General features: G+C 74.3%; 14 protein-coding genes and 2 pseudogenes. 14 read left to right on the top strand and 2 right to left on the bottom strand.

Annotation, left to right across the window (positions count from 1 at the left end; all coding sequences use genetic code 11):
- Positions 1-139 precede the first annotated feature (139 nt).
- Positions 140-1,897 (bottom strand): PucR family transcriptional regulator, encoded by a 1,758-nt coding sequence (locus tag CRV15_RS03860; RefSeq protein ID WP_003962268.1) that lies wholly within the window; start codon positions 1,895-1,897, stop codon positions 140-142.
- Positions 1,898-2,304: 407 nt separating this feature from the next.
- On the opposite strand from CRV15_RS03860, the gene CRV15_RS03855 reads away from it, so the two are divergent.
- From CRV15_RS03855 to CRV15_RS03805, 11 genes and pseudogenes are all read left to right on the top strand, one after another.
- The gene (locus tag CRV15_RS03855; RefSeq protein ID WP_003962270.1) at positions 2,305-3,189 is read left to right on the top strand and encodes an FAD binding domain-containing protein; all 885 of its coding nucleotides are present in this window, start codon (positions 2,305-2,307) and stop codon (positions 3,187-3,189) included.
- The gene (locus tag CRV15_RS03850; RefSeq protein ID WP_009997850.1) at positions 3,180-3,752 is read left to right on the top strand and encodes a (2Fe-2S)-binding protein; all 573 of its coding nucleotides are present in this window, start codon (positions 3,180-3,182) and stop codon (positions 3,750-3,752) included. Before CRV15_RS03855 ends, CRV15_RS03850 begins: the two co-directional genes overlap by 10 nt.
- Positions 3,749-6,145: a xanthine dehydrogenase family protein molybdopterin-binding subunit gene (locus tag CRV15_RS03845; RefSeq protein ID WP_003962272.1), complete on the top strand. Its 2,397-nt coding sequence runs from the start codon at positions 3,749-3,751 to the stop codon at positions 6,143-6,145. The genes CRV15_RS03850 and CRV15_RS03845 overlap by 4 nt, the downstream gene beginning before the upstream one ends.
- A 45-nt stretch (positions 6,146-6,190) precedes the next feature.
- Positions 6,191-6,409, top strand: a pseudogene (locus CRV15_RS36560) (XdhC family protein); the annotation flags it as partial.
- A gap of 441 nt (positions 6,410-6,850) precedes the next feature.
- Positions 6,851-7,930 (top strand): annotated as a pseudogene (locus CRV15_RS36555) (XdhC family protein); the annotation flags it as partial.
- 327 nt (positions 7,931-8,257) lie between these two features.
- A complete protein-coding gene (locus tag CRV15_RS03835) occupies positions 8,258-8,632 on the top strand; it encodes an RNHCP domain-containing protein (protein WP_003962274.1) in 375 nt (124 codons plus the stop codon).
- A 1,204-nt stretch (positions 8,633-9,836) separates the two neighbouring features.
- Complete coding sequence (locus CRV15_RS03830) at positions 9,837-10,535, top strand: hypothetical protein (protein WP_003962275.1); 699 nt, start codon at positions 9,837-9,839, stop codon at positions 10,533-10,535.
- 106 nt (positions 10,536-10,641) lie between these two features.
- Complete coding sequence (locus CRV15_RS03825) at positions 10,642-11,883, top strand: hypothetical protein (RefSeq protein WP_003962276.1); 1,242 nt, start codon at positions 10,642-10,644, stop codon at positions 11,881-11,883.
- A 143-nt stretch (positions 11,884-12,026) separates the two neighbouring features.
- Entirely contained in the window at positions 12,027-13,586 is a 1,560-nt protein-coding gene (locus tag CRV15_RS36250; protein ID WP_009997854.1) for a vWA domain-containing protein, read from the top strand.
- Positions 13,570-14,346 (top strand): hypothetical protein, encoded by a 777-nt coding sequence (locus CRV15_RS03810; RefSeq protein ID WP_029183097.1) that lies wholly within the window; start codon positions 13,570-13,572, stop codon positions 14,344-14,346. Before CRV15_RS36250 ends, CRV15_RS03810 begins: the two co-directional genes overlap by 17 nt.
- A gap of 317 nt (positions 14,347-14,663) precedes the next feature.
- Positions 14,664-15,191, top strand: a complete 528-nt coding sequence (locus CRV15_RS03805; protein WP_003962280.1) for a GNAT family N-acetyltransferase — start codon at positions 14,664-14,666, stop codon at positions 15,189-15,191.
- 105 nt (positions 15,192-15,296) lie between these two features.
- Here CRV15_RS03805 and CRV15_RS03800 read toward each other — a convergent pair whose 3' ends face one another.
- Positions 15,297-16,364: a LacI family DNA-binding transcriptional regulator gene (locus tag CRV15_RS03800; RefSeq protein WP_009997857.1), complete on the bottom strand. Its 1,068-nt coding sequence runs from the start codon at positions 16,362-16,364 to the stop codon at positions 15,297-15,299.
- Positions 16,365-16,784: 420 nt separating this feature from the next.
- Here CRV15_RS03800 and CRV15_RS03795 point away from each other — a divergent pair, with 420 nt between their 5' ends.
- The 3 genes from CRV15_RS03795 (at position 16,785) to CRV15_RS03785 (ending at position 20,799) form a co-directional block, all read left to right on the top strand.
- On the top strand, positions 16,785-17,651 hold the full coding sequence (locus tag CRV15_RS03795; RefSeq protein WP_003962283.1) for a type 1 glutamine amidotransferase: 867 nt from the start codon (positions 16,785-16,787) through the stop codon (positions 17,649-17,651).
- Between the two features lie 243 nt (positions 17,652-17,894).
- Positions 17,895-20,681 (top strand): class III lanthionine synthetase LanKC, encoded by a 2,787-nt coding sequence (lanKC, locus tag CRV15_RS03790; protein ID WP_003962284.1) that lies wholly within the window; start codon positions 17,895-17,897, stop codon positions 20,679-20,681.
- Complete coding sequence (locus tag CRV15_RS03785; protein WP_009997859.1) at positions 20,668-20,799, top strand: SapB/AmfS family lanthipeptide; 132 nt, start codon at positions 20,668-20,670, stop codon at positions 20,797-20,799. Before lanKC ends, CRV15_RS03785 begins: the two co-directional genes overlap by 14 nt.
- The last annotated feature ends 18 nt before the right edge of the window (positions 20,800-20,817 follow it).

The raw sequence follows: 20,817 nt of genomic DNA, 5'->3' as shown, positions 1-20,817 counted from the left end.
CTGTCAATTTAGGTCGGTGACCATTACCGGTCGCTGAGTGAGTGGAACGGGCCCGACCTCCCCTTTCGCGGAGAGGTCGAGCGTTCAACTGCCTTTTCAGGGACGCTTTCAGGACAGCTCCCCAGGGAAGAGGGAAAGATCAACTCATCCGCAGGGCGAGGAAGAAATCGAGCTTGTCCTCCAGCCGGGACAGATCCCGGCCCGTGAGCTGTTCGATCCGCCCGATCCGGTACCGCAGCGTGTTCACATGCAGATGCAGCCGCTGCGCGCACCGCGTCCAGGAGCCGTCGCTCTCCAGGAACGCGTCCAGCGTCGGAATCAGTTCCGCCCGGTGCCGCCCGTCGTACTCCCGCAGCGGATCGAGCAGCCGCGCCGTGAACGCCCGTCGCACATCGTCCGGGACGAACGGCAGCAACAGCACATGGGAGGCCAGCTCGTGGTGGCCCGCCGCGCACACCCGGCCCGGGCGGGCCGCGGCGACCCGGCGGGCGTGCCGGGCCTCCTCCAGCGCGCCGCGCAGCCCCTCGGCGGAGCTGACCGCCGCGCTCACCCCGACCGTGAGCCGTCCGTCCTCGCCGAGCCCGGCCGCGAGCGGATCGCCGACCGCGCCCAGCAGCGTCTGCGCGTGCAGCCCCTCGTCGCCGGCCGCGCCCCGGGAGCCGCCCGGCCCGGCCGGTGCCGCGGCTCCCGCGCCCGCCGCCGGGGCGGCCGGGAGCGGCACCAGGGCGACCGCCTCGTCCCCGAGGTGCGCGACGGCGATCCGGTCACCGGCGTCGGCGCCCGGGGCCGAGGGCTCCGCGAGGATCTCCTCCAGCAGCGACTGGGCGACCCGGCCCGCCGGTCCGCCCTCCGCAGCCTCCTGGCCCGCCGGGGACGGCCCGGCGTCCTGGCCCCACTCCACCCGGGCGACGACCATCTGCCAGCGCGGCGTGGCCCCGACCCCCGGCAGCAGCACCGGCGCCGCGACCCGCAGCCGGGCCGCGATCTCCGCCGGGGCGGCGCCCGACTGCACCAGCTCCAGCACCTCCTGGGCCAGCCTGCGGCGGACCGAGCGCGCCGCCTCCCGCCGCTCCCGCTCCACCGTGATGAGCTGGGTGACGCCCTGGAGCAGATCGAGCCGCTCGGCGGGCCAGTCGCCCGCGTCCGCCTCGACCGCCAGCAGCCAGTCGGAGAGCACGTCAGGCCGCACCCCGCCGGGCCCGTCCGCCGGGCCGCGGTCCGTGCCGCCGCCCGGGGCGCCCACGGGGAAGAGCGAGTACGTCGTCCCGCCCGCCGCCGCCCGGTACGGGGCCCGCCGCCCGGCCCGGACCGCCGTCAGATGCTCCCGGGCCAGCTCCGCGCCCGCGCCCGGCGGCAGCGCCCCGGCCGCGCCCGCGATCAGCCGCCCGGTGGGCGAGAGCACCCAGGCCCGCAGATCGAGGTCGGAGCTGAGCAGATCGAGCACCGCGTCCGGGCCGCCGCCCGCCGGACCCGAGGTCATCAGCCGCCGGTGCCGGTCCACGACCGCCGCCAGATCGCCCGCCCGCTCACCGGAGACCTGGCGCACCACGTACTCGGTGACGGTGGCGAACGCCACGGACTCGTGCACCGCGAACAGCGGCATCCGATGCCGGGCGCACGCCTCCACCAGGTCGTCCGGAACGGCTCCCAGCTCCGCCTCGCCCGCCGCCAGGGCGGCCACCCGGGCCGCCGCCAGGATGCGGACGAACGGCTCCGAATCCTCGGGCGAACGCCGCCAGGCCAGCCCGGTGAGCACCAGCTCCCCGCCCGACAGATAGCGGCTGGGGTCGCGCAGATCGGTGGTCATCACCCCGTGGACGCCGCGGTCCAGCTCTTCCTCGCCACCGAGCAGCCGCAGCCCCAGCGCGTCGTTCTCCAGCAGTGCGCGCAGCCGCATCTCGTCCTCGCCGATCCGTTTCGTCGTTACCGATGGCCCCGGGCCACGGTGTCCTGGGCGAACGGTGCCATGACCGCGACCCGCTTTTCGTCTGAATCTACAAGATGACGGAGGAGACCAGCCAACTCTTTCATGTCATCAGTGACTCCAAAGCGGTCGGCGTCCGCTTGTGTACTGGGCCGGGAACCCCCAGGCGGGTATGCGTCCGGAATGTGGCGGAAAAGCCTAGCGTGGACGTATGCCCTCATCGGGGGCGCAGCCGTACCGGGACGGAGCCCGCGCGACCGGCCCCCGCCCCCGCGCGGCACGCCGTCGGCCGAGCCATCGGCCATGTCACCAGCTCAGTCAGCAGCCCCAGTCAGCAGCAGGGCCCCGGAGCCCGCTCACGAAGCCGGAGGAGAGCGCCCATGGACTTCCTACGGCCCGCGAGCTGGGAAGAGGCGCTGGCCGCCAAGGCGGCGCACCCCGGCGCCGTCCCCCTCGCGGGCGGCACCGATGTCATGGTCGAGATCAACTTCGACCGGCGCCGCCCCGACCACCTCATCGACCTGGGCCGGATCGCCGAACTGAGCCGGTGGGAGCGGGAGGGCGACACCGTACGGCTCGGCGCCTCGGTCCCCTACACCCGGATCATCGAGGAACTCTCCGGGGACCTTCCCGGACTCGCCGTCGCCGCACGCACCGTCGCCTCCCCCCAGATCCGCAACCGGGCCGGAGTCGGCGGCAACCTCGGCACCGCGTCCCCCGCCGGGGACTGCCACCCCGCGCTGCTCGCCGCCGGGGCCGAGATCGAGGCCGAGTCCGTGCGCGGGGCCCGCCGCATCCCCGTCGACGCCTTCTACACCGGCGTCAAACGCAACGCCCTCGCCCCCGACGAGCTGATCCGGGCGATCCGCATCCCCCGCGCCGACGGCCCCCAGCAGTACGCCAAGGTCGGCACCCGCAACGCCATGGTGATCGCGGTCTGCGCCTTCGGGATCGCCCTCCACCCCCGCTCCCGGGCCGTCCGCACCGGCATCGGCTCCGCCGCGCCCACCCCCGTACGGGCCGCCGTCGCCGAGGAGTTCCTGAACGCGGCCCTGGCACAGGACGGGCTCTGGGAGAGCCGGGCCGCGCTCGCCCCCTCGGCCGTCGCCGAGTTCGCCCGGCTCGCCGCCGCCGGATGCAGCCCCATCGACGACGTCCGGGGCACCGCCGCCTACCGCCGTCACGCCGTCGGTGTCCTGGCCCGCCGCACGCTGCTGTGGACCTGGGAGTCGTACCGTGAGGAGAGGAGTGTCCCGTGCGCGTGAACGTCACGGTCAACGGCCGCCGACACCAGGCCGACGATGTGTGGGAAGGCGAGAGCCTGCTGTGGGTGCTGCGCGAGCGCCTGGGGCTCCCCGGCTCGAAGAACGCCTGCGAACAGGGTGAGTGCGGCTCCTGCACGGTCCGGCTCGACGGTGTCCTGGTCTGCTCCTGCCTGGTCGCAGCGGGCCAGGCCGAGGGCCGGGAGGTCGTCACCGTCGAGGGGCTGGCCGATCACGCACGGCAGCGGGACGGCGCCGGGGACGGCCCGGCGGAGACCGCCGCGGCGGCCGGGGCCGGGACCCCGCCGCACACCCCCGGGCTCGCCCCCGTCCAGCAGGCGTTCATCGACGCCGGAGCCGTCCAGTGCGGCTTCTGCACCCCCGGACTCCTCGTCGCCGCCGACGACCTCGTCGCCCGCGTCCCCGACCCCGCCGACGCCGACATCCGCGAAGCGCTCGCGGGCAACCTCTGCCGCTGCACGGGGTACGAGAAGATCCTCGACGCGGTCCGGCTGGCCGCCGCCCGCCGGGCCGCGGCGGCGGAGCACGGAGGCGATGCGCGATGACCGTCCCCGGCGCCGTCCCCGGCGACCTCACCCGCACCGACCGCGTCCACGGCGGCGTCGGCACGTCGGCCCCCCGCCCCGACGGCATCCTCAAGGTCACCGGAGAGTTCGCCTACGCGTCCGACATGTGGCACGAGGACATGATCTGGGGCCACACCCTGCGCTCCACCACCGCCCACGCCGCCATCCACTCCATCGACATCTCCGCCGCGCTCGCCGTCCCCGGCGTACGGGCCGTCCTCACCTACGAGGACCTGCCCGCCCGCGAGACCCACTACGGCCTGGAGCTGAAGGACACCCCCGCCCTCGCCCACCGCCGGGTCCGCCACCACGGGGAACCCGTCGCCCTGGTCGCCGCCGACCACCCCGAGACCGCCCGCCGCGCCGCCGCCCGCATCCGCGTCGACTACGGGGAGCTGCCGCTCGTCACCGACGAGGCGTCCGCCACCGCCCCCGGCGCGCCCCTGCTGCACGAGCACCGCACCGACCACTACGCCCCCCGGGTACCGCACCCCAACATCGTCCACCGCCAGCCCATCGTCCGCGGCGACGCCCGGGCGGCCGCCGCCCGCGCCGATGTGATCGTCCGCGGCGACTATGTCTTCGGCATGCAGGACCAGGCGTTCCTCGGGCCCGAGTCCGGGCTCGCCGTCCCCGCCGAGGACGGCGGCGTCGACCTCTACGTCGCCACCCAGTGGCTCCACTCCGACCTCCGGCAGATCGCCCCCGTCCTCGGACTGCCCGAGGACAAGGTACGGATGACCCTCTCCGGCGTCGGCGGGGCCTTCGGCGGCCGGGAGGACCTGTCCATGCAGATCCACGCCGGTCTGCTCGCCCTGCGCACCGGACGGCCCGTCAAGATGGTCTACAACCGCTTCGAGTCCTTCTTCGGCCATGTCCACCGCCACCCGGCCCGGCTCCACTACGAGCACGGCGCCACCCGCGACGGCCGCCTCACCCATGTCCGCTGCCGGATCGTGCTCGACGGCGGCGCCTACGCCTCCTCCTCCCCGGCGGTCGTCGGCAACGCCGCCTCCCTCTCCATCGGCCCCTACGCCGTCGACAACGTCGACATCGAGGCCCTCGCCCTCTACACCAACAACCCGCCCTGCGGCGCGATGCGCGGATTCGGCGCCGTGCAGGCGTGCTTCGCGTACGAGGCACAGATGGACAAGGTCGCCGCCCGGCTCGGCCTCCACCCGGTGGAGTTCCGCCGCCGGAACGCCATGGAACAGGGCACCGTCATGCCCACAGGACAGCCCGTCGACTCCCCCGCGCCCGTCGCGGAACTGCTGCGCCGCGTCAAGGCCAGGCCACTGCCGCCCGAACGCCAGTGGGAGAGCGCCGACGGCACCGTCGATCCGCGCGCCCTGCCCGGCGGGGTCGCCAACACCACCCACGGCGAAGGGGTCGTCCGGGGCGTCGGCTACGCCGTCGGCATCAAGAACGTCGGCTTCTCCGAGGGCTTCGACGACTACTCCACGGCCCGGGTACGGCTGGAGAACGTCGGCGGCACCCCCGCCGCCACCGTCTACACGGCGATGGCCGAGGTCGGCCAGGGCGGGATCACCGTCCACGCCCAGATCGCCCGGACCGAACTCGGCGTCACCCGGGTCACCGTCCGGCCCGCCGACACCGGCATCGGCTCGGCGGGCAGCACCTCCGCGTCCCGGCAGACCTATGTCACCGGAGGCGCGGTCAAACACGCCTGCGAGACGGTCCGGGAAACCGTCCTGGCGCTGGGCCGCCGCCACCTCGGCACCCGCCACCCGGCCTGGGCCACCGCCGAACTGCTGCTGGAGGACGGGCGGGTGGTCACCGACGACGGCGAGCCGCTGGCCGACCTCGCGGAGATCCTGCGGCAGGCCCCCGGCGGGGCGGTGGAGGCGGAGGTGGAGTGGCGGCACCGGCCCACCCAGCCGCTGGACCCGGTCACCGGGCAGGGCGACGGCCATGTGCAGTACTCCTTCGCCGCCCACCGCGCCGTCGTCGAGGTCGACACCGAACTCGGCCTGGTGAAGGTCGTCGAGCTGGCCTGCGCCCAGGACGTGGGCAAGGCGATCAACCCGCTCGCGGTCGAGGGCCAGATCCAGGGCGGGACCACCCAGGGGCTCGGGATCGCGGTCATGGAGGAGATCGTCGTCGACCCGGCGACGGCGAGGGTCCGCAACCCGTCGTTCACGGACTATCTGATCCCCACCCTCCTCGACACACCCCCCATCCCGGTCGATGTGCTGGAACTCGCCGACGACCACGCCCCGTACGGGCTCCGGGGCGTCGGCGAGGCGCCCACCCTGTCCGCGACCCCGGCCGTCCTCGCCGCGATCCGGGACGCCACCGGACGGGGCCTCACCCGGGTGCCCGTCCGCCCGGAACACCTCACCGGCGGGTGACGTCCGACCCCGTGACCGTCCCGTCCCCTCAGGGAGGAGAACCCGATGCTGGAGCTGGCGACCGAGCTGCGCCCCTGGATACGGGCCGGGCGTGCCTGCGCCGTCGCCACCGTGGTCTCCGTGACCGGCAGCGCCCCCCGGCAGCCGGGCGCCGCGCTGGCGGTGGCGGAGGACGGCACCGCCGTCGGCTCCGTCTCCGGCGGCTGTGTCGAGGGCACGCTGTACGAACTGTGCCTGCGCGCCCTGGCCGACGGGCGGACCCTGCGGGAACGGTTCCACCCGAGTGACGAGGACGCCTTCGCGGCGGGGCTGACCTGCGGCGGCACGATGGAGGTCCTGATCACGCCGATCGACCCGGCGGGCCCGGCCGTACGGCCCTCGGCCGGGGTCGTGGGCGGCGCGGCCGGCCTCCCGGCGCCGAGCGCCGCCGATGACGGCCCGCCATCGGCCCGACCGCCTGTCGCGGCCCCCGCCGACGCCCCCTCCGGCGAAGGCGCGGCCCCCGGCCCGGCGGGCCTCCCGGACCAACGCGGTCCCGCCCCGGCCGCCACCGGAGCCCCGTCCCCGTCGGCGCCCGCGCGGGGGGACGGGACCGGCGGGGGGCCATCGGACCGGCCTGGTTCCGCCGGGGCGCGCAGCGCCGGTGCCGGGGTTCCGTCCGCGCCCGCGCCCGGGGCCTGGACCGGCGCGGGCTCGCCGAAGGGGCGCGGTTCCGCCGGGGCGGATGTCACGGATACCGGTGCGGGGGCCACGACCGGACGGGAGGACGGCGCGGGCCCACCGGGTCGGCTCGGGCCCGTCGCGGCGGATGCCACCGGCGCTGGGGTCCCGTCCGTGCCCGGGGCCGGTTCCAGGGGGTCGGCGGACCGGTGCGGTTCCGCAGGGGCGGACAGCGTCGGCGCCGGGGTCCCGTCCGTGCCCGGGGCCGGTGGGGCGGGTTCCGGGGGGTCGGACGGCACCCCGGTCGCCGTGTACGCGGAAGCCCTGGACACCGCCGCGGCCGGCGGTGCCGCCGCGCTGGTCAGGGTCGTCGACGGGCCCGCGGAGCTGCTCGGCGCGGCCCTGCTCGTGCACGCGGACGGCCGCGGCCGCGGCACACTCGGCGGGCCGCCCGCCCTCGACCGCACGGCCGCGGCCGAGGCGCGGGCCCTGCTCGACGCGGGCCGCACCGCCACCGTCACCGTCGGCGCGGACGGCTCCCTCTGCGGCGCGCCGGTGACCCTGTTCGTCGAGACCAGCCTCCCCGCCCCCCGGATGATCGTCTTCGGCGCGGTCGACTTCGCCGCCGCGCTGGTGACGGTGGGCAAGTTCCTCGGCTACCACGTCACCGTCTGCGACGCCCGCCCCGTCTTCACCACCGCAGCCCGCTTCCCCGACGCCGACGAGGTCGTGGTGGCCTGGCCACACCGCTATCTCGCCGCCACCCGCACCGACGCCCGTACGGTGCTCTGCGTCCTCACCCACGACGCCAAGTTCGACATCCCCCTGCTGACCCACGCCCTGACGCTGCCCGTCGCCTACGTCGGCGCCATGGGCTCCCGCCGTACCCACCTCGACCGGATACGGCGGCTGCGCGCGGCGGGCGTCGGCGAGGGGGCGATCGACCGGCTGCGCAGCCCCATCGGGCTCGACCTCGGGGCCCGTACCCCGCAGGAGACGGCGCTGTCCATCGCCGCCGAGATCGTCGCCGAACGGCGCGGCGGCAGCGGAGCCGCACTCACCGGCGCGCGCGTCCCCATCCACCACGACGAGCCCCTGACCGGGCGCCTCGGACCGGTGGCCTGAGCCCGCGGTGCGATCCGCCCGCCCGCCCGTCCCTGTTCCACGGTGAAACGGTCCTCCGCCGGGAAACGGTCCTCCGCCCGAAAACCGGTTGCCCCCGGTGCGGCCGGGGCGCTGTGATGGAGGCGGCCACCGGACACCTTCCGGCCGGTCGTCGACCGTGCGCGTGAGCAGCGCCGAGCAGCAGGAAGTGGTGTGTGTATGCCCCGGGCCACGTGGAGCCGTCCTCACCGAGGAAGGACCTCCGCACCAGCGGAATAGCTCCTCCGGTGTGGGGCGGCGCCGTCCTCAGACGCCCAGTCCACACCTCTCTCCAGGAGTTCACTCCCCATGTCACGCAACCGGTCCCGGCGCGCCCGCACCGAAGCGCGCGCCGAGTCCTTCCGCTGTCTCCACTGCGGCCTCGACGTCTCCATGACCGCCGCCGGAACGGGGCACCGCAACCACTGCCCCAACTGTCTGTGGAGCCGGCACCTCGACGACACCCCCGGTGACCGGGCCGCCGACTGCGGCGCCCGGATGGAACCGCTCGCCATCTCCGTGCGCGGCGACGGCGAGTGGGTGCTCGTCCACCGCTGCACGGGCTGCGGCGTCCTCCACACCAACCGCACGGCGGGGGACGACAACGCCCTCCAGCTCACCCGGGTGGCCGTACGCCCCCTGGCCCGGCCGCCGTTCCCGCTGGAGCGCCTGACCGCGATCTGAGCCTCGGGCGCCCTCCGCCCCGGGCCCCGTCCGCCGCGACGGGGCCCGGGGCGTCCGGCTGCCGAATACATGGACCGTTCGCCGCAGGGAAACGCACGGAAATCGGCGCGCCACGCGCGGAACGCGGCGACTGTCTGGAGTACTACTGGAGTGGTATATCCATTCCCGGCCGTACCCGTGGCGACGGATCGACCGCCCCGTAAGGTGGTCGTACGAGCTGCTTTACCCGGCCGAACCCGGCGATACGGGAGGGGCCGGGGCGGCGGACGGGGCGATAGGGCCCGGCGGTGCCGGGCGCGAAGCCCGAGTGCGCCGGAGCCGCCCCCCCCGGGTCGCACGGCCGTACACCGGGCGACGGGCCGTCCGGACCCCGGGGCCGTATCGGGCCGCTCGCGGTCGGAACCGGGGCCGCCCGGCCTCGGAACGGGCCGGGGCCGGGCGTCATATCCGGTACGACGGAGTTCCGGGGGGTGGTGACGGAAGGGGCGATGATCGCACCGGCACAGCTTTGCCGTACGGCCTGAGCCAGCCCCCGGCGGAACGGTCCGCCACCGGGGCCGTAACGGGTCTGCGCCCGGTCTGCCTGGGGAACGGCCCGTCACCGGCCCTTCCGGGTCGGACTTCCTTCACATGAACCACACCGTTTGTTTGCTCACCCCGACCATCAAAGGGGCGAGTTCCAGCCAGAAACACTGCGAAGTCTCGGTAAACGATAAGCAAATGCGAACATCGAGTCGGGCCCTGGGGCTACGTTCACCCCCATGACTCCGACAGAGGTTCCACCCTCCGGCGCGGCCCGGAGCGGCCGTGGTCCGGCCGCGCCCCGCCCGCCGGGCGGACGGGCACCGGCGCTCCGCCCCCCGGCGGACGGTCCGGGCCCCGTACCCCGCCGTACCCCGAGGGGGCGCACGTTCGCCTGACACGCACGCCCCCTCCCCGGCGGACGGTCCGGGAATTCCCTATCCCTTGCCCAAGGGAGAACTGACGCCTTCGGTGAAGCGCATACCTTTCCAGAGGACAGAATCAAGTCAACTCCGTTCACCCGCAGACGGGTTGGACACCTCTTACCGGCGGACGCCTGCGTCCCGCGACCCCGGTACCCCCACCGGGTGCGGCATTGGCGCCGCCGCTCGGTCGGGCCTTATGGTTCGGTAGCGCTGAAAAGTTCGGTCAGCAACACGTAGCGTTGACAGCAGGGGCAGAAATGACCAACGAGCCGGCAATTCCAGTACAGCTGGGCAGGCCCGAGCGCATGTGGGAGCGCGCCGTCGTCCTCGTATTGATCGCCGTCACCAAAATGGCGAGGCCCGGATTCCGGTTAAACGACTGCGAGCTGTCCTGCTCCCATTCCAACGGCGGGTGGACCCTCGTCCTCAGGCCGGAGGGAAAAGCGATCTTCTATGGCCAGGACGCCGATTGCAGCGACACCACCTTCCAGGGCGACAAGCCCGTGGATCTGCTGGTCAACGCCCCCGAATGGCTGCCGCACGACCGGCTCAGGGAAATGAACGACAGCTATGAACTGGGCTATCTGTACTGGTGGGAAGAGGGCCGCTGGTGGCGTGCCCCGTACCCCGACTGGGTCGGCGACGACGGTCTCGCCGCCTCCTGCGACGGCTATGCGGGGATCTTCGACGACCGGTCGCTCGCGGACTGCTTCGCCGACGCCGGATACCGGGACCGCGCCGCGGCCGAACGGTTCGTCGCCCGGGTCGCGGAGGGCACCGTCAACGAGTCCGTGATCATGGATCTGATGGACTCCGCCACCAGTCCGGCCCCGGTGCCCCGCGAGTCCCGGCTCCCCGCCGCCCTGGAGTGGGCCGTCCGGCTCGGAGTCGCCGAACGACCGCCTGCCGGAGGGGCGTTGGTGCCGTACCGTGGCACCCCCGTGGCCGTTCGGTAACACCGCGGGGGTCCGATGGCAGTGACACCGGAGGGACGCCGGTGGCCGGACCGCGAGGCGCGCGGACGGGGCATCCGCCCGCGCCGGGGGACTCGGGGAGGACAGCGTGAGCGATGGAGACAGACCCGCCGTGGAGGAACCCCGGCTGGCGATCCGCCGCCAGGTGTCGTCCCCCTGGTCGCGGCGGGGGCTGCTGGTCGTCTTCCTGCCGCTGCTGGCGGCGGTACTGACGGGTGTCACCGTGCTCGGCACCTCGGGCAACGCCCTGCTGCCTTTCGAGCGCGTCACCACCCTGGAGGGCCGGATGGCCTCCAAACGCGATTTCTTCGAGGACGAGAAGGTCCGGCGCATTCTGCTCAAGCACCACATCCGGATACATGTCACCAGTGTGGGATCGCGCGAGTTCGCGATCCGCGATCTCTCCCCGTACGACTTCGTCTTCCCCTCCGGACAGCCCGCCGGTGATCTGATCACCCACCAGCGCTCCCGGTCCGGTGAGTTCGCCACCGTCCACCGGCCGTTCGTCAGCCCGCTCGTGCTCGCCACCTACCGCGCGTACGCCGAAGCCCTCCGGAGCGTGGGCATCGTCACCGCACAGCGCGCGTCCGACGGCGGGAAACCCCTCTACTACCGGCTCAACACCCGTAAATTCCTGGAATTCGTGCACGCCGGACGCCAGTGGAACGACATCGGCGTCCAGAAGTACGGAATCACCAACACCAATCGCATGCTCGCCCAGAGTTCCGACGTCTGCACGGCGAACTCGGCCGGCACCTATCTCGCCCTGGTCGCCTTCACCTGGCGCGGACGCGGAGGCGACGGCGACCGCGAGGTCCCGCGCACCGACCAAGAGGCGGACGCCCGGGCCCGCGCCATCAAACCACTGATGGAACAGGGGCTTCCGCACGCGGACGTCTTCAGGACCTACATCTCCCCGGAGGGCAAGGGGGTCGCCCCCGTGATCGTCACCTACGAGCACCAGTACCTCAGCTACCAGGATCAATTCCTGGCCAAATCCGGGAAGCTGGACGACGACCGGGTGCTGCTCTACCCGGACAGCCAGCATGTCACCCAGCCGCAGTTCATCGCCCTCAACAAGGAGGGAGACCGGCTCGGTGAACTCGTCACCCGGGACCCCGAACTGCGCCGCCGCGCCATGGAGCTGGGCTTCCGCATCCTCGACCCGAGCGGCGAGGTCGCGGGGGACCAGCTCGCCGCCTATCTGGAGGGCCAGCGGATTCCCGTCCCCGAGGTGGCCGGGGGGACCCGGGCCGCGATGCCCCGGCTGCGGCTGCTGGAGCGCATGATCTCCATCGTCGGCGACTGCCCGCCGCAGGAGGCGGGGTGAGCACCCCGGCGGGCCCCCGGCCCTCCCGGCTCCCCGGGCCGTCGGGGCTTGCGCGGCTCTCCCGGCTCCCCGGGGCCTTCCGGCGCGCGCGGCCCTCCCGGCCCCGGCGGGGACCGCGGCCCCGGTGGAGCCCCCGGCGCCTGGTGCCCGCCCTCGCCGTGCTGCTGCTCGCCCCCGGCACCGCCTGCACCTCCGACAGCCCCCGGCCCGTCACCCTGCGCGTCCTGGCGGGCACCGAACTCGCCGACATGGCGCCCCTCCTCGACGAACTGCGCCACCAGACCGGCATCCGGCTGGAGATGGAGTACCGCGGCACCGTCGACGCCAGCCGGGAACTCACCCCCGGCTCCTACCGGCACGACCTCGCCTGGCTCGCCTCCGACCGCTATGTCGAACTCCGGCACAAGGCCGCGGGCGGCGCCGCCGAACGACCCCTCGCCACCACCATCATGCGGTCCCCCGTCGTCATCGGCATGAAGCCCCGGACCGCCCAGCGGCTCCGCGCCCGCACCCCCGACCGGCAGATCTCCTGGGCCGATGTCGCGGACGCGGCGGCCGACGGCAGTCTCACCTTCGCCATGGCCGACCCCCGCCACACCAACAGCGGGCTCGCCGCACTCGTCGGGGTCGCCACCGCCGCGGCGGGCACCGGGGGAGTGCTCCGCCCCGCCGACGTCTCCTGCGACCGGCTGCGCGGCTTCTTCAGCGGACACACCCTCACCGAAGGGTCGTCGGAACGGCTCGGCGAGTCCTTCGTCCGCCGCCAGGGCGAGCTGGACGCCCTGATCACCTATGAGTCCGAGCTGCTGACCCTGAAGCGCGCGGGCGTGCTGCGGACCCCGCTGGAGATCGTCTACCCCCAGGACGGCATGCTGCTCTCCGACTATCCGCTGCTCCTGCTCGACCCCGGCAAACGGGCCGCGTACGACCGGCTCGTGGAGTGGCTGCGGAGCCGCCCCGTCCAGGAACGGATCATGGAGCGGACCCAGCGGCGGCCCATCGACCCCGCGGTGCCCCGCAGCCCCGCCCTCCGCGAACCCATCGGCAACGCCCTCTACTTCCCCGGCCGGCAGGAGGTGGTGGACCGGCTGGTGGCCTCCTACGACACCGCCCGGCGCGCCGGCCCGGCCCGGGTGCTGTTCCTGCTGGACTTCTCCGGCTCGATGCGGGGGGCCGGGATCAGGGCGCTGCGCACCACGTTCGACGGGCTCAGCGGCGCCGACGACTCCCGGACGGGGAAGTTCGCCCGGTTCCACCGGGGCGAGACCCTGACCGTCCTGCGCTTCGGCGGGAAGGTGCTGGAGCGGCGGACCGTGACCTACCGCGGCGAACGGGACCTGGAGCGGCTGCGTTCCCTCGTGGCGTCCGAAGGGTTCGACACCACCACCGCCATCTGGTCCGGTCTGGACGCCGCCTACCGCACGGCCGCCGGAATGCTCCGCGAGGACCCCGCCCGGCCGCTGTCCATCGTGCTGATGACCGACGGCCGGAACAACGCGGGCATGAGCCTGGACGCGTTCCTGCGCGCCCAGCGCGCGCGCACCGGCCCGGTGGCGTCGGTGCGCACCTACGCCGTCCGCTACGGCGAGGCCGACGCGGACGAGCTGGGACGGGCCGCCCGCGCCACCGGCGGACGGCTGCTCGACGCCACCGAACGGCCCCTGCTCGACGCCTTCAAGGAGATGCGTGGCTGTGTTCAGTGAGGAGTGGTGGGCGGTCTGGTGGCCCTGGATGCTGCTGTGGCTGTGCACGGCCGCGGGCGCGGTGGCCCTGGTGGTCCTGGCCGGGGTGCTGCTGCTCCCCCGGGGACGGCACAGCCGCGACCGCAATCTGACGTACAGCATCTGCTTCTACCTCCACGACCGCTCGGTCATGGACCACTACCAGATGCGCAACTACACCGCCGCCCTCCGCAAGGAGGTCGAGCAGCGCACGAGCGACAGCTCCGACGGCACCATCCGGGCCACGGTCTTCGGCGTGGGCGCGGGCGGCGGCAGGCGGGACAACCAGGAGATCGTCAGCAAGTACATGGAGGTCGCCGAGCCCATCTCGGTGATCGGCGTGATCATGGACGTCCTCGAAGCGCGGAACGTCATCGTCCATGTGGATCTCGTCAACGAGACCGTGCGGCGCGGCGCCGCCCTCACCGGTGCCCTGGCGGCGGCGGGGCCCGTGCCCCGGGCGCGGGGGACCGTACGGCTGCGGGACATCGAGGACTTCGTCCTGATCCGGGGGCGCTTCCGCAAGATCAGCGAGACCGACGAGTCCACCGTCCTCCTCGCCCCCTACGGGGACCCCGAGGACGCGTCCAGAGGGCCGCGGGTCCGGGTCACCTGTGCCACGGAGGGGCTGCGGAACGAGGTGCCCCAGGGCACGTTCTCCGCCCGCTGTCTGGGCAAGGTGCAGGACTGGAACGCGACGGACGCGGTACTGGAGGTCCAGGCCATGGCGATCTTCCGCTGACGTCAGGCGTCATACGTCATACGTCATACGTCAGGCGTCCCCGGGACCGTCCGTCCGGGGCCGGAGGTCCGGGACCGGCCGTTCGGGACCGTCCGTCCGGGGGCAGACCTCCGGGCCGACGTCCGGGACGGCGCCCGGCGGCGGCGCTCGCGCCACCGGCCGCACGGTCGCCCGTCCGTCGTGCCCACGGCCGGTGAGCACCCTGCCGGAACGGTGGCTTCCGCACGGGCGGTCAACCGGACGGCAAGGCCCCGCCCACCCCCGTCGGTACGATCATCGAACCGTGTTCCCCCGGGGGACCGAAGAGAGGGGAACCCGTGACCCTGACCGGGACCGAAGCCGTCACGACACGGCCCGCCGCACCGGTGGCGGCCGTCTTCGTACGACGCGCGTGCGCCCAGGACGCCGCGGCCCTGCACACCCTGTCGGCCCCCTTCGCCCGTTCGGGGGCGCTGCGCGAGAGACCCCCGGAGCTGTACGCCGCCGACGCCGACGACTTCCTCGTCGTCGAACTCTCCGACGGCGCCCTCGCGGGCTGCCTCGCCCTGCGGGACCACCCCCGGGCGCCGCTGGGCCCCAGCGGGGTCCTCTACAACTTCTGCGTCGCCGGACACAGTCAGGGGCGCGGTGTCGGCTCCGCGCTGCTGTGGTCCGCGCTGCGCACCGCCGAGACCCGGGCGCTGCGCGCGGTCTTCACCGCGACCGGCGGGGGCGGCGGGCTGTTCCTGAAGTACGGCTTCGCCCCGTTCCCCGCGCGGTTCGCGCCCCCCGTGTGGGCGAACGCGCTGGACCCCCGGCGCGGCTCCCGGGTGCTCGCCCGCGCGGTCCCGCCGGGCCTTGACTGACCCGCCGCCGGGCCGCCGTACCGCGTTCGGGCGGACCATCCTCCCGGGCGCCCCGACGCCCTCTGCACGCCGTCCGGTCGGAAACCCCTGCATTCCGGCCAGTCGTCACGCTGTCCGCGGAGCAGGGACCGGCCGCGCGTGCCCTCGTTCGCCGCCGACGGCGGTCGAGGCGCCCGGGAGCAGGGCGCACGGCACCGGGCGCGGCTCCGGTCTGCCGCCGTGCAGGACGTCGATCAGAAGCGTGACGCAGAGTGCGCCCGTGGCACGGGGGGAGCGGGACAGGAGGGTCAGCTCCGGGTGCGGGGCGCCGTCGCCCATCGCGGTCACCAGCAGATCGCCGGGGACGGCGAGACCCCGCTCGGCCGCCGCCGTCAGCACCGCCTCGCCGTAGCTCTCGTGGAGCGCGTGCACCGCGTCGGGGCGCCGCTCCGACGCCAGCAGCCGACGGGCCGCGTCCAGCGGCGGTTCGCCGCCGCCCGCCCGTTCCACCGTGGCGGGCCACGCCCTTCCCGCGCACCAGCGGACATACGCGTGCTCGCTGTCGCGCGTGTACGCGTCGGACGACGGTCCGGTCAGCAGCCCGACCCGGCGTGCCCCGCGCTCGGCCAGATGCTCCATCACCAGCCGTACGCCCTGCTCCATGTCGCTGTGCGCGTACGGGACGCGGGAGTGCTCCGGGGCCGGGGGACGGCCGTCCGTGACGACGGCGAGTCCGCGCCGCCGCGCCTCGGTGACGGCGGGGTCGCCCATCACCGGGGCCACCACGATCAGACCGTCCACCGGGACCCCCGTCCACCGGTCGTCACCGGGCCCGCCGGGCATCACGACCAGGGCGTGGCCCCGGTCGACGGCCTCCGCCACGGCCCCCGCGGCGAGCGCGCCGCCGTAGCCCCGGCCGACCGGGCCCGCCGGGTCCCCGCCGCCGGGGCCGACGACGAGCCCCAGGACGCCGGTGCGCCCGCCGCGCCGGACCCGGGAGGGCTCGGCGGGGCGATAGCCCAGCGCGTCCGCTATCCCGCGCACCCGCGCCCGGGTGTCGGCGCTGACCTTCCCCTTGCCGCTGAGGGCGTGCGAGACGGTGGTGGCGGACAGCCCCGCCGCCCGGGCCACGTCCTTGATGCCGACCGGCCGCACCGCTTCGGGGTACGGCGGCGGTGCGCTCGTTCCGGTCATCGCCTGGGGTCTCCTCCGTATCCGCTGTCCACCGGCTGCCGCCGTACGGGCCGTACCGCTGGACCGGCCTCCGTGGAGCCGACCGTATCTCCACCCAGGGAACGGCTTTTGGCCAGGGCCCCGGGCCGGGCCGGCGCCGTCCCGCGCGCGTCGTGACGTCCGGTCGACCCCCCTCCCCGGCCGGGTGAACCCCCGTGGCGGGCCGGCCCGTCCGCCCGGGATTCCGCCGTCCGCCCACCGCACGCGGCCTGTTCGCACGACTCTTTCGTACGACCATGTTTGCGGCGGGACGGAAGAGAGAGGGGCCGGACGGAAAAGAGAGCGGCGGGAGGGAGGAGAAGGCCACCCGCACCGCCCGCACCGCATGGCACGGCACGGCAACGGCACCCACCGGACGACGACAGAGGAGCCACGACACCCATGACGACCTCAGCGCACCACTCCACGGCACCGGCACCGGTCCCGGCACCGGCACCGGCCCCGGCCATGACAGAGACCGCGGCGGCCCCCGAGGAGCGCCCCCGGGTCCTGGTGATCCAGCACGAGGACGGCGTCGGCCCCGGGATGCTCGGCGCCGAACTCGCCGCCGCCGGGCTCGAACTGCGGCTGGTGCACCCCTGGGCGGGCGACGAGGTGCCCGGCACGCTCGCCGGCCATGGCGCCCTGCTCGTCCTCGGCGGCTCCATCGGCCACGGCGACGACGGCGTCGCGCCCTGGCTGCCCGCCGTGCGCGCCCTGATACGGGAGGCCGCCGCCGACGGCGTACCGCTGCTGGGCATCTGCCTGGGCGCCCAGCTCACGGCCTGCGCCCTCGGCGGTGCGACCGCCGCCCGGGCGCGGGGCCCCGAGGTGGGCGCCGTGCCGCTGCGGCGGCTGCCCGCGGCCGACGACGACCCGCTGTTCGCGGCGGTGCCCGACGGGGTCCCCGCCGCCCAGTGGCACTGGGACGAGATCACCGAACTGCCCCCGGGCGCGGTCCCGCTGATCTCCGGCGACGACTGCCCGCACCAGGCGTTCCGGGTGGGGGAGCGGGCCTGGGGCGTGCAGTTCCACCCCGAGGTGCTGGGCGAGGACGTCGCCCGGTGGGCCGTGCTGAACGGCGCCGCCGTCGCCCGCGCCGGGGGCGATCCGGACGCGGCGGTCGCCTCGGTCGGCGCCGCCGAACCGGTCCTCCGTGAGGTGTGGGGCCGGGCGGCACGGGCCTGGGCACGCGTTGTGCACACCCACCACACCCGCCCCGGTCCCCTGGGCACTGCTCCGCCGCCCCGGAGCACCCTGCTCTCTTGACAACCGTTCATCGCATCGGAGTTCGAGGTCGGACGGGCCGCAGGGGCGCCTTCTCGGTCGGGGCACCCCTGCGGAACCCATGCTTCCTGCACAGCGGAACACAGCATTCCGGCGTGTGCGGTGCATGAGATCCGCATACGCGGACGCACAGCGGAGTGATGACAGGGACGACTGTCTCGCCGCCGGGCCGGTGTGAAAGTTTTCCTCTCGCCGCCACACCACCGACCGAGCGAGGGAGCGCGGATGAACCCCGAGTACGCCGCGTACTGCCACGCGGATCGCGACTTCTACGACACGCCGCACCGCTCCTCGCAGGGCACTTCCGACAGCGCCGGCCCCGCCACTGAGTACGGCCCCGCCCGTACCCCCCTCCCCGAGGGCTGGCAGACGGCCCGCAGCGGCGACTGGTTCGCGTGCCACCCCACCGGCCTCACCCTGCCGCCCCAGGGCTGGAAGATCCATGTCGCCGCCGCGCTCGACAACGCGGAATCGATTCTCCAGCGGGTGGCGGAGTACTGTCTGCCGCGCCGGATCAGCTTCAAGTTCATCCCCTCCCGGCAGCTCCTCCTCCAGCGCAACGGCAAGTACGCCGACCGCGGCGGCAGCGGCAAGTTCATCACCGTCTACCCGCCCTCCGAGGACGCCTTCCCGGGGATCACCGCGGACCTGATGGCCCTGCTGGACGGCGAGCACGGCCCGTACATCCTCAGCGATCTGCGCTGCGGCGACGGCCCGGTGCACGTCCGCTACGGAGCCTTCACCGGACGCCGGTGCGTCGGCCCCGAAGGGCGGCTGGTCCCGGCCATCAGCGACCCCTCCGGCACGCTCGTCCCCGACCCGCGCGGACCGGTCCTGCGGATTCCCGAGTGGGTCACCCCGCCCGCGTTCCTCACCCCCCACCTCGACGCGCGCAACGCCGTCGGCACCGGCGAACTGCCCTACGAGATCAAGAGCGCGCTCCACTTCTCCAACGGCGGCGGCGTCTACAAGGCCCTCTCCACCCGCACCGGCGAGACCGTCGTCCTCAAGGAGGGCCGGCCCCACGCCGGACTCGCCATGGACGGAGCCGACGCCGTCACCCGGCTGGAACGGGAACGGACCGCGCTGGAACGGCTCGCGGGGCTCGACTGCGTCCCCCGCGTCCTCGGCGCGCACACCGTCGGAGACCACCGCTTCCTGGCGCTGGAGCACATCTCCGGCACCCCGCTGAACACCCTCCTCGCCCGCCGCTTCCCGCTCGGCTCGGCCGACGTGGACCCCGAGGCGATCACCGAGCACACCGCCTGGTCCCACCGGATACACGGCCTCGTCGAGAGTGCCGTGGCCCAGGTCCACGCCCGGGGGCTGGTCTTCGGCGACCTCCATATGGCCAACATCATGGTCGACGAGGACGAGACCCGGGTGGTCCTGCTCGACTTCGAGGCCGCCTGCCCGGCGGAGGAACGGCGACCGCAGGTCGTCGCCAACCCCGCGTTCATCGCCCCGCGCGGCCGGACCGGCACGGACGTCGACCGCTACGCCCTCGCCTGTCTGCGGCTCGCGCTCTTCCTGCCGCTCACCACGCTCTTCATGATCGACCGCACCCTCGTCGAGCGCATGGCCGAGGACATCACCCGGATCTTCCCCGTGACCCTGGACGAACTCCGCCCCGCCGTCGAGGAGATCCTGCGCGACCCGGAGGACACGACTCCGCACGACGCGGAGCACCCGGTCGCGCACGGCGCGAAGGAGCCGGTCCCGGCCGACCCGGAGCACACGCTCCAGGACGCCGCCGACGAGGAGCCCTCCGCCCGCCGGGCCGGGCCCCCGACCCGCTCCCGGCCCCGCACCCCCGCCGCCGCGCCGCCCGACCCCGGACAGTGGCCGCAGAGCCGCGACTCCATGGCCCGCGCCATCGCCGCGTCCTTCACCCCCGACCGCGACGACCGCTGCTTCCCCGGCGACATCGCCCAGTTCGCCTCCCCGGCGGGCGGCCACTCCTTCGGCAACGGCGCCGCCGGAGTCCTCTACGCCCTGCACGAGACCGGCGCCCCGCCGGTCCCCGGCGCCGTCGAATGGCTGCTCGCCCGGACCAAGGAACCCGTACCCGGCACCGCCCTCGGCCTCTACGACGGCCTCGCGGGCACCGCCTGGACCCTGGACCGCCTCGGCCACCCCGAACAGGCCACCGAACTCGCCCAGACACTGATCCGGGAACGCCTCGACGGCCTCCCCGCCGACCTCCACGGCGGACACGCCGGAGTCGCCCTCGTCCTCGACGACCTCGCCCGGCGCAGGTCCGGAGCGGACGCCGACGCGCTCCGACAGGCGGCCGACCACTGCGCCGACCTCGCCGCCCGGAGCCTCACCGCCGCGCCGCCCTCCCCGCGCACCGGCCTGCTGCACGGAGCGACAGGGCTCGCCCTGCTCTTCGTCCGCCGCTACGAGACCACGGGCGACCCCGCCCTGCTCGACCTGGCCGCCACCGCCCTCCGCAGGGACCTCGACCGCTGCCGGACCCGCCCCGACGGCTCGCTCCAGGTCCTCGACGGCCGCCGGACCATGCCCTACGTCGGCGCCGGGAGCGTCGGCATCGCCCTGGTCCTGGACGACTATCTGCACCACCGGCACGACGAAGGACTCGCCGCCCGGCGGCAGTCCATCGAGCCCGCGGCGCGCTCCAGCTTCTACATCCAGCCCGGCCTCTTCCGAGGCGTCGCCGGATTCGTCCTCCATCTGGCGCGCACCCCGCACGGCGATCCCGCCGAACGCGCCCGCGCCATCCGTGACCACTGCGCACTCCTCGCGAGTGAGGCCACCCCCTACCGGGGCGAACTCGCCTTCCCCGGTGATCAGCTGATGCGCCGGTCCATGGACCTGGCCACCGGCACAGCGGGCGTCCTCCTCGCCCTCGGCAGCGCCTACCACGACACACCCGTGGCACTGCCGTTCCTCCCGCCGCATCCGCGGCCCACGATCCGGCCCCAGCCAGGGGCCGAGCACCACCATTACCCCGTCCCCATGGAAGGAAACCATCATGGCGCTTCTTGACCTGCAGACCCTGGAGATCCCGGCTGAGGAGAACCTCGGCGAGCTGGAGACCGGTAGCTCCCAGAGCCTGCTCGTCTGTGGCCCCCACAGCTCCCAGAGCCTGCTGCTCTGCAACTGACCCACAGGGTCAGCGGCC

It is taken from the genome of Streptomyces clavuligerus, assembly GCF_005519465.1.
GTDB lineage: Bacteria > Actinomycetota > Actinomycetes > Streptomycetales > Streptomycetaceae > Streptomyces > Streptomyces clavuligerus.
Note: the sequence above shows the minus strand (reverse complement) of the source record. Positions and strands in the feature narration are given on the sequence as shown.

Bases quoted from the DNA above. Each gene is read 5' to 3' on its own strand.
- CRV15_RS03855 (WP_003962270.1), top strand. From the start codon at position 2,305: ATGGACTTCCTACGGCCCGCGAGCTGGGAAGAGGCGCTGGCCGCCAAG.
- CRV15_RS03835 (WP_003962274.1), top strand. From the start codon at position 8,258: ATGTCACGCAACCGGTCCCGGCGCGCCCGCACCGAAGCGCGCGCCGAG.
- CRV15_RS03860 (WP_003962268.1), bottom strand. From the start codon at position 1,897: ATGCGGCTGCGCGCACTGCTGGAGAACGACGCGCTGGGGCTGCGGCTG.
- CRV15_RS03830 (WP_003962275.1), top strand. From the start codon at position 9,837: ATGACCAACGAGCCGGCAATTCCAGTACAGCTGGGCAGGCCCGAGCGC.
- CRV15_RS03795 (WP_003962283.1), top strand. From the start codon at position 16,785: ATGACGACCTCAGCGCACCACTCCACGGCACCGGCACCGGTCCCGGCA.
- CRV15_RS03800 (WP_009997857.1), bottom strand. From the start codon at position 16,364: ATGACCGGAACGAGCGCACCGCCGCCGTACCCCGAAGCGGTGCGGCCG.
- CRV15_RS03845 (WP_003962272.1), top strand. From the start codon at position 3,749: ATGACCGTCCCCGGCGCCGTCCCCGGCGACCTCACCCGCACCGACCGC.
- lanKC (WP_003962284.1), top strand. From the start codon at position 17,895: ATGAACCCCGAGTACGCCGCGTACTGCCACGCGGATCGCGACTTCTAC.
- CRV15_RS03785 (WP_009997859.1), top strand. From the start codon at position 20,668: ATGGCGCTTCTTGACCTGCAGACCCTGGAGATCCCGGCTGAGGAGAAC.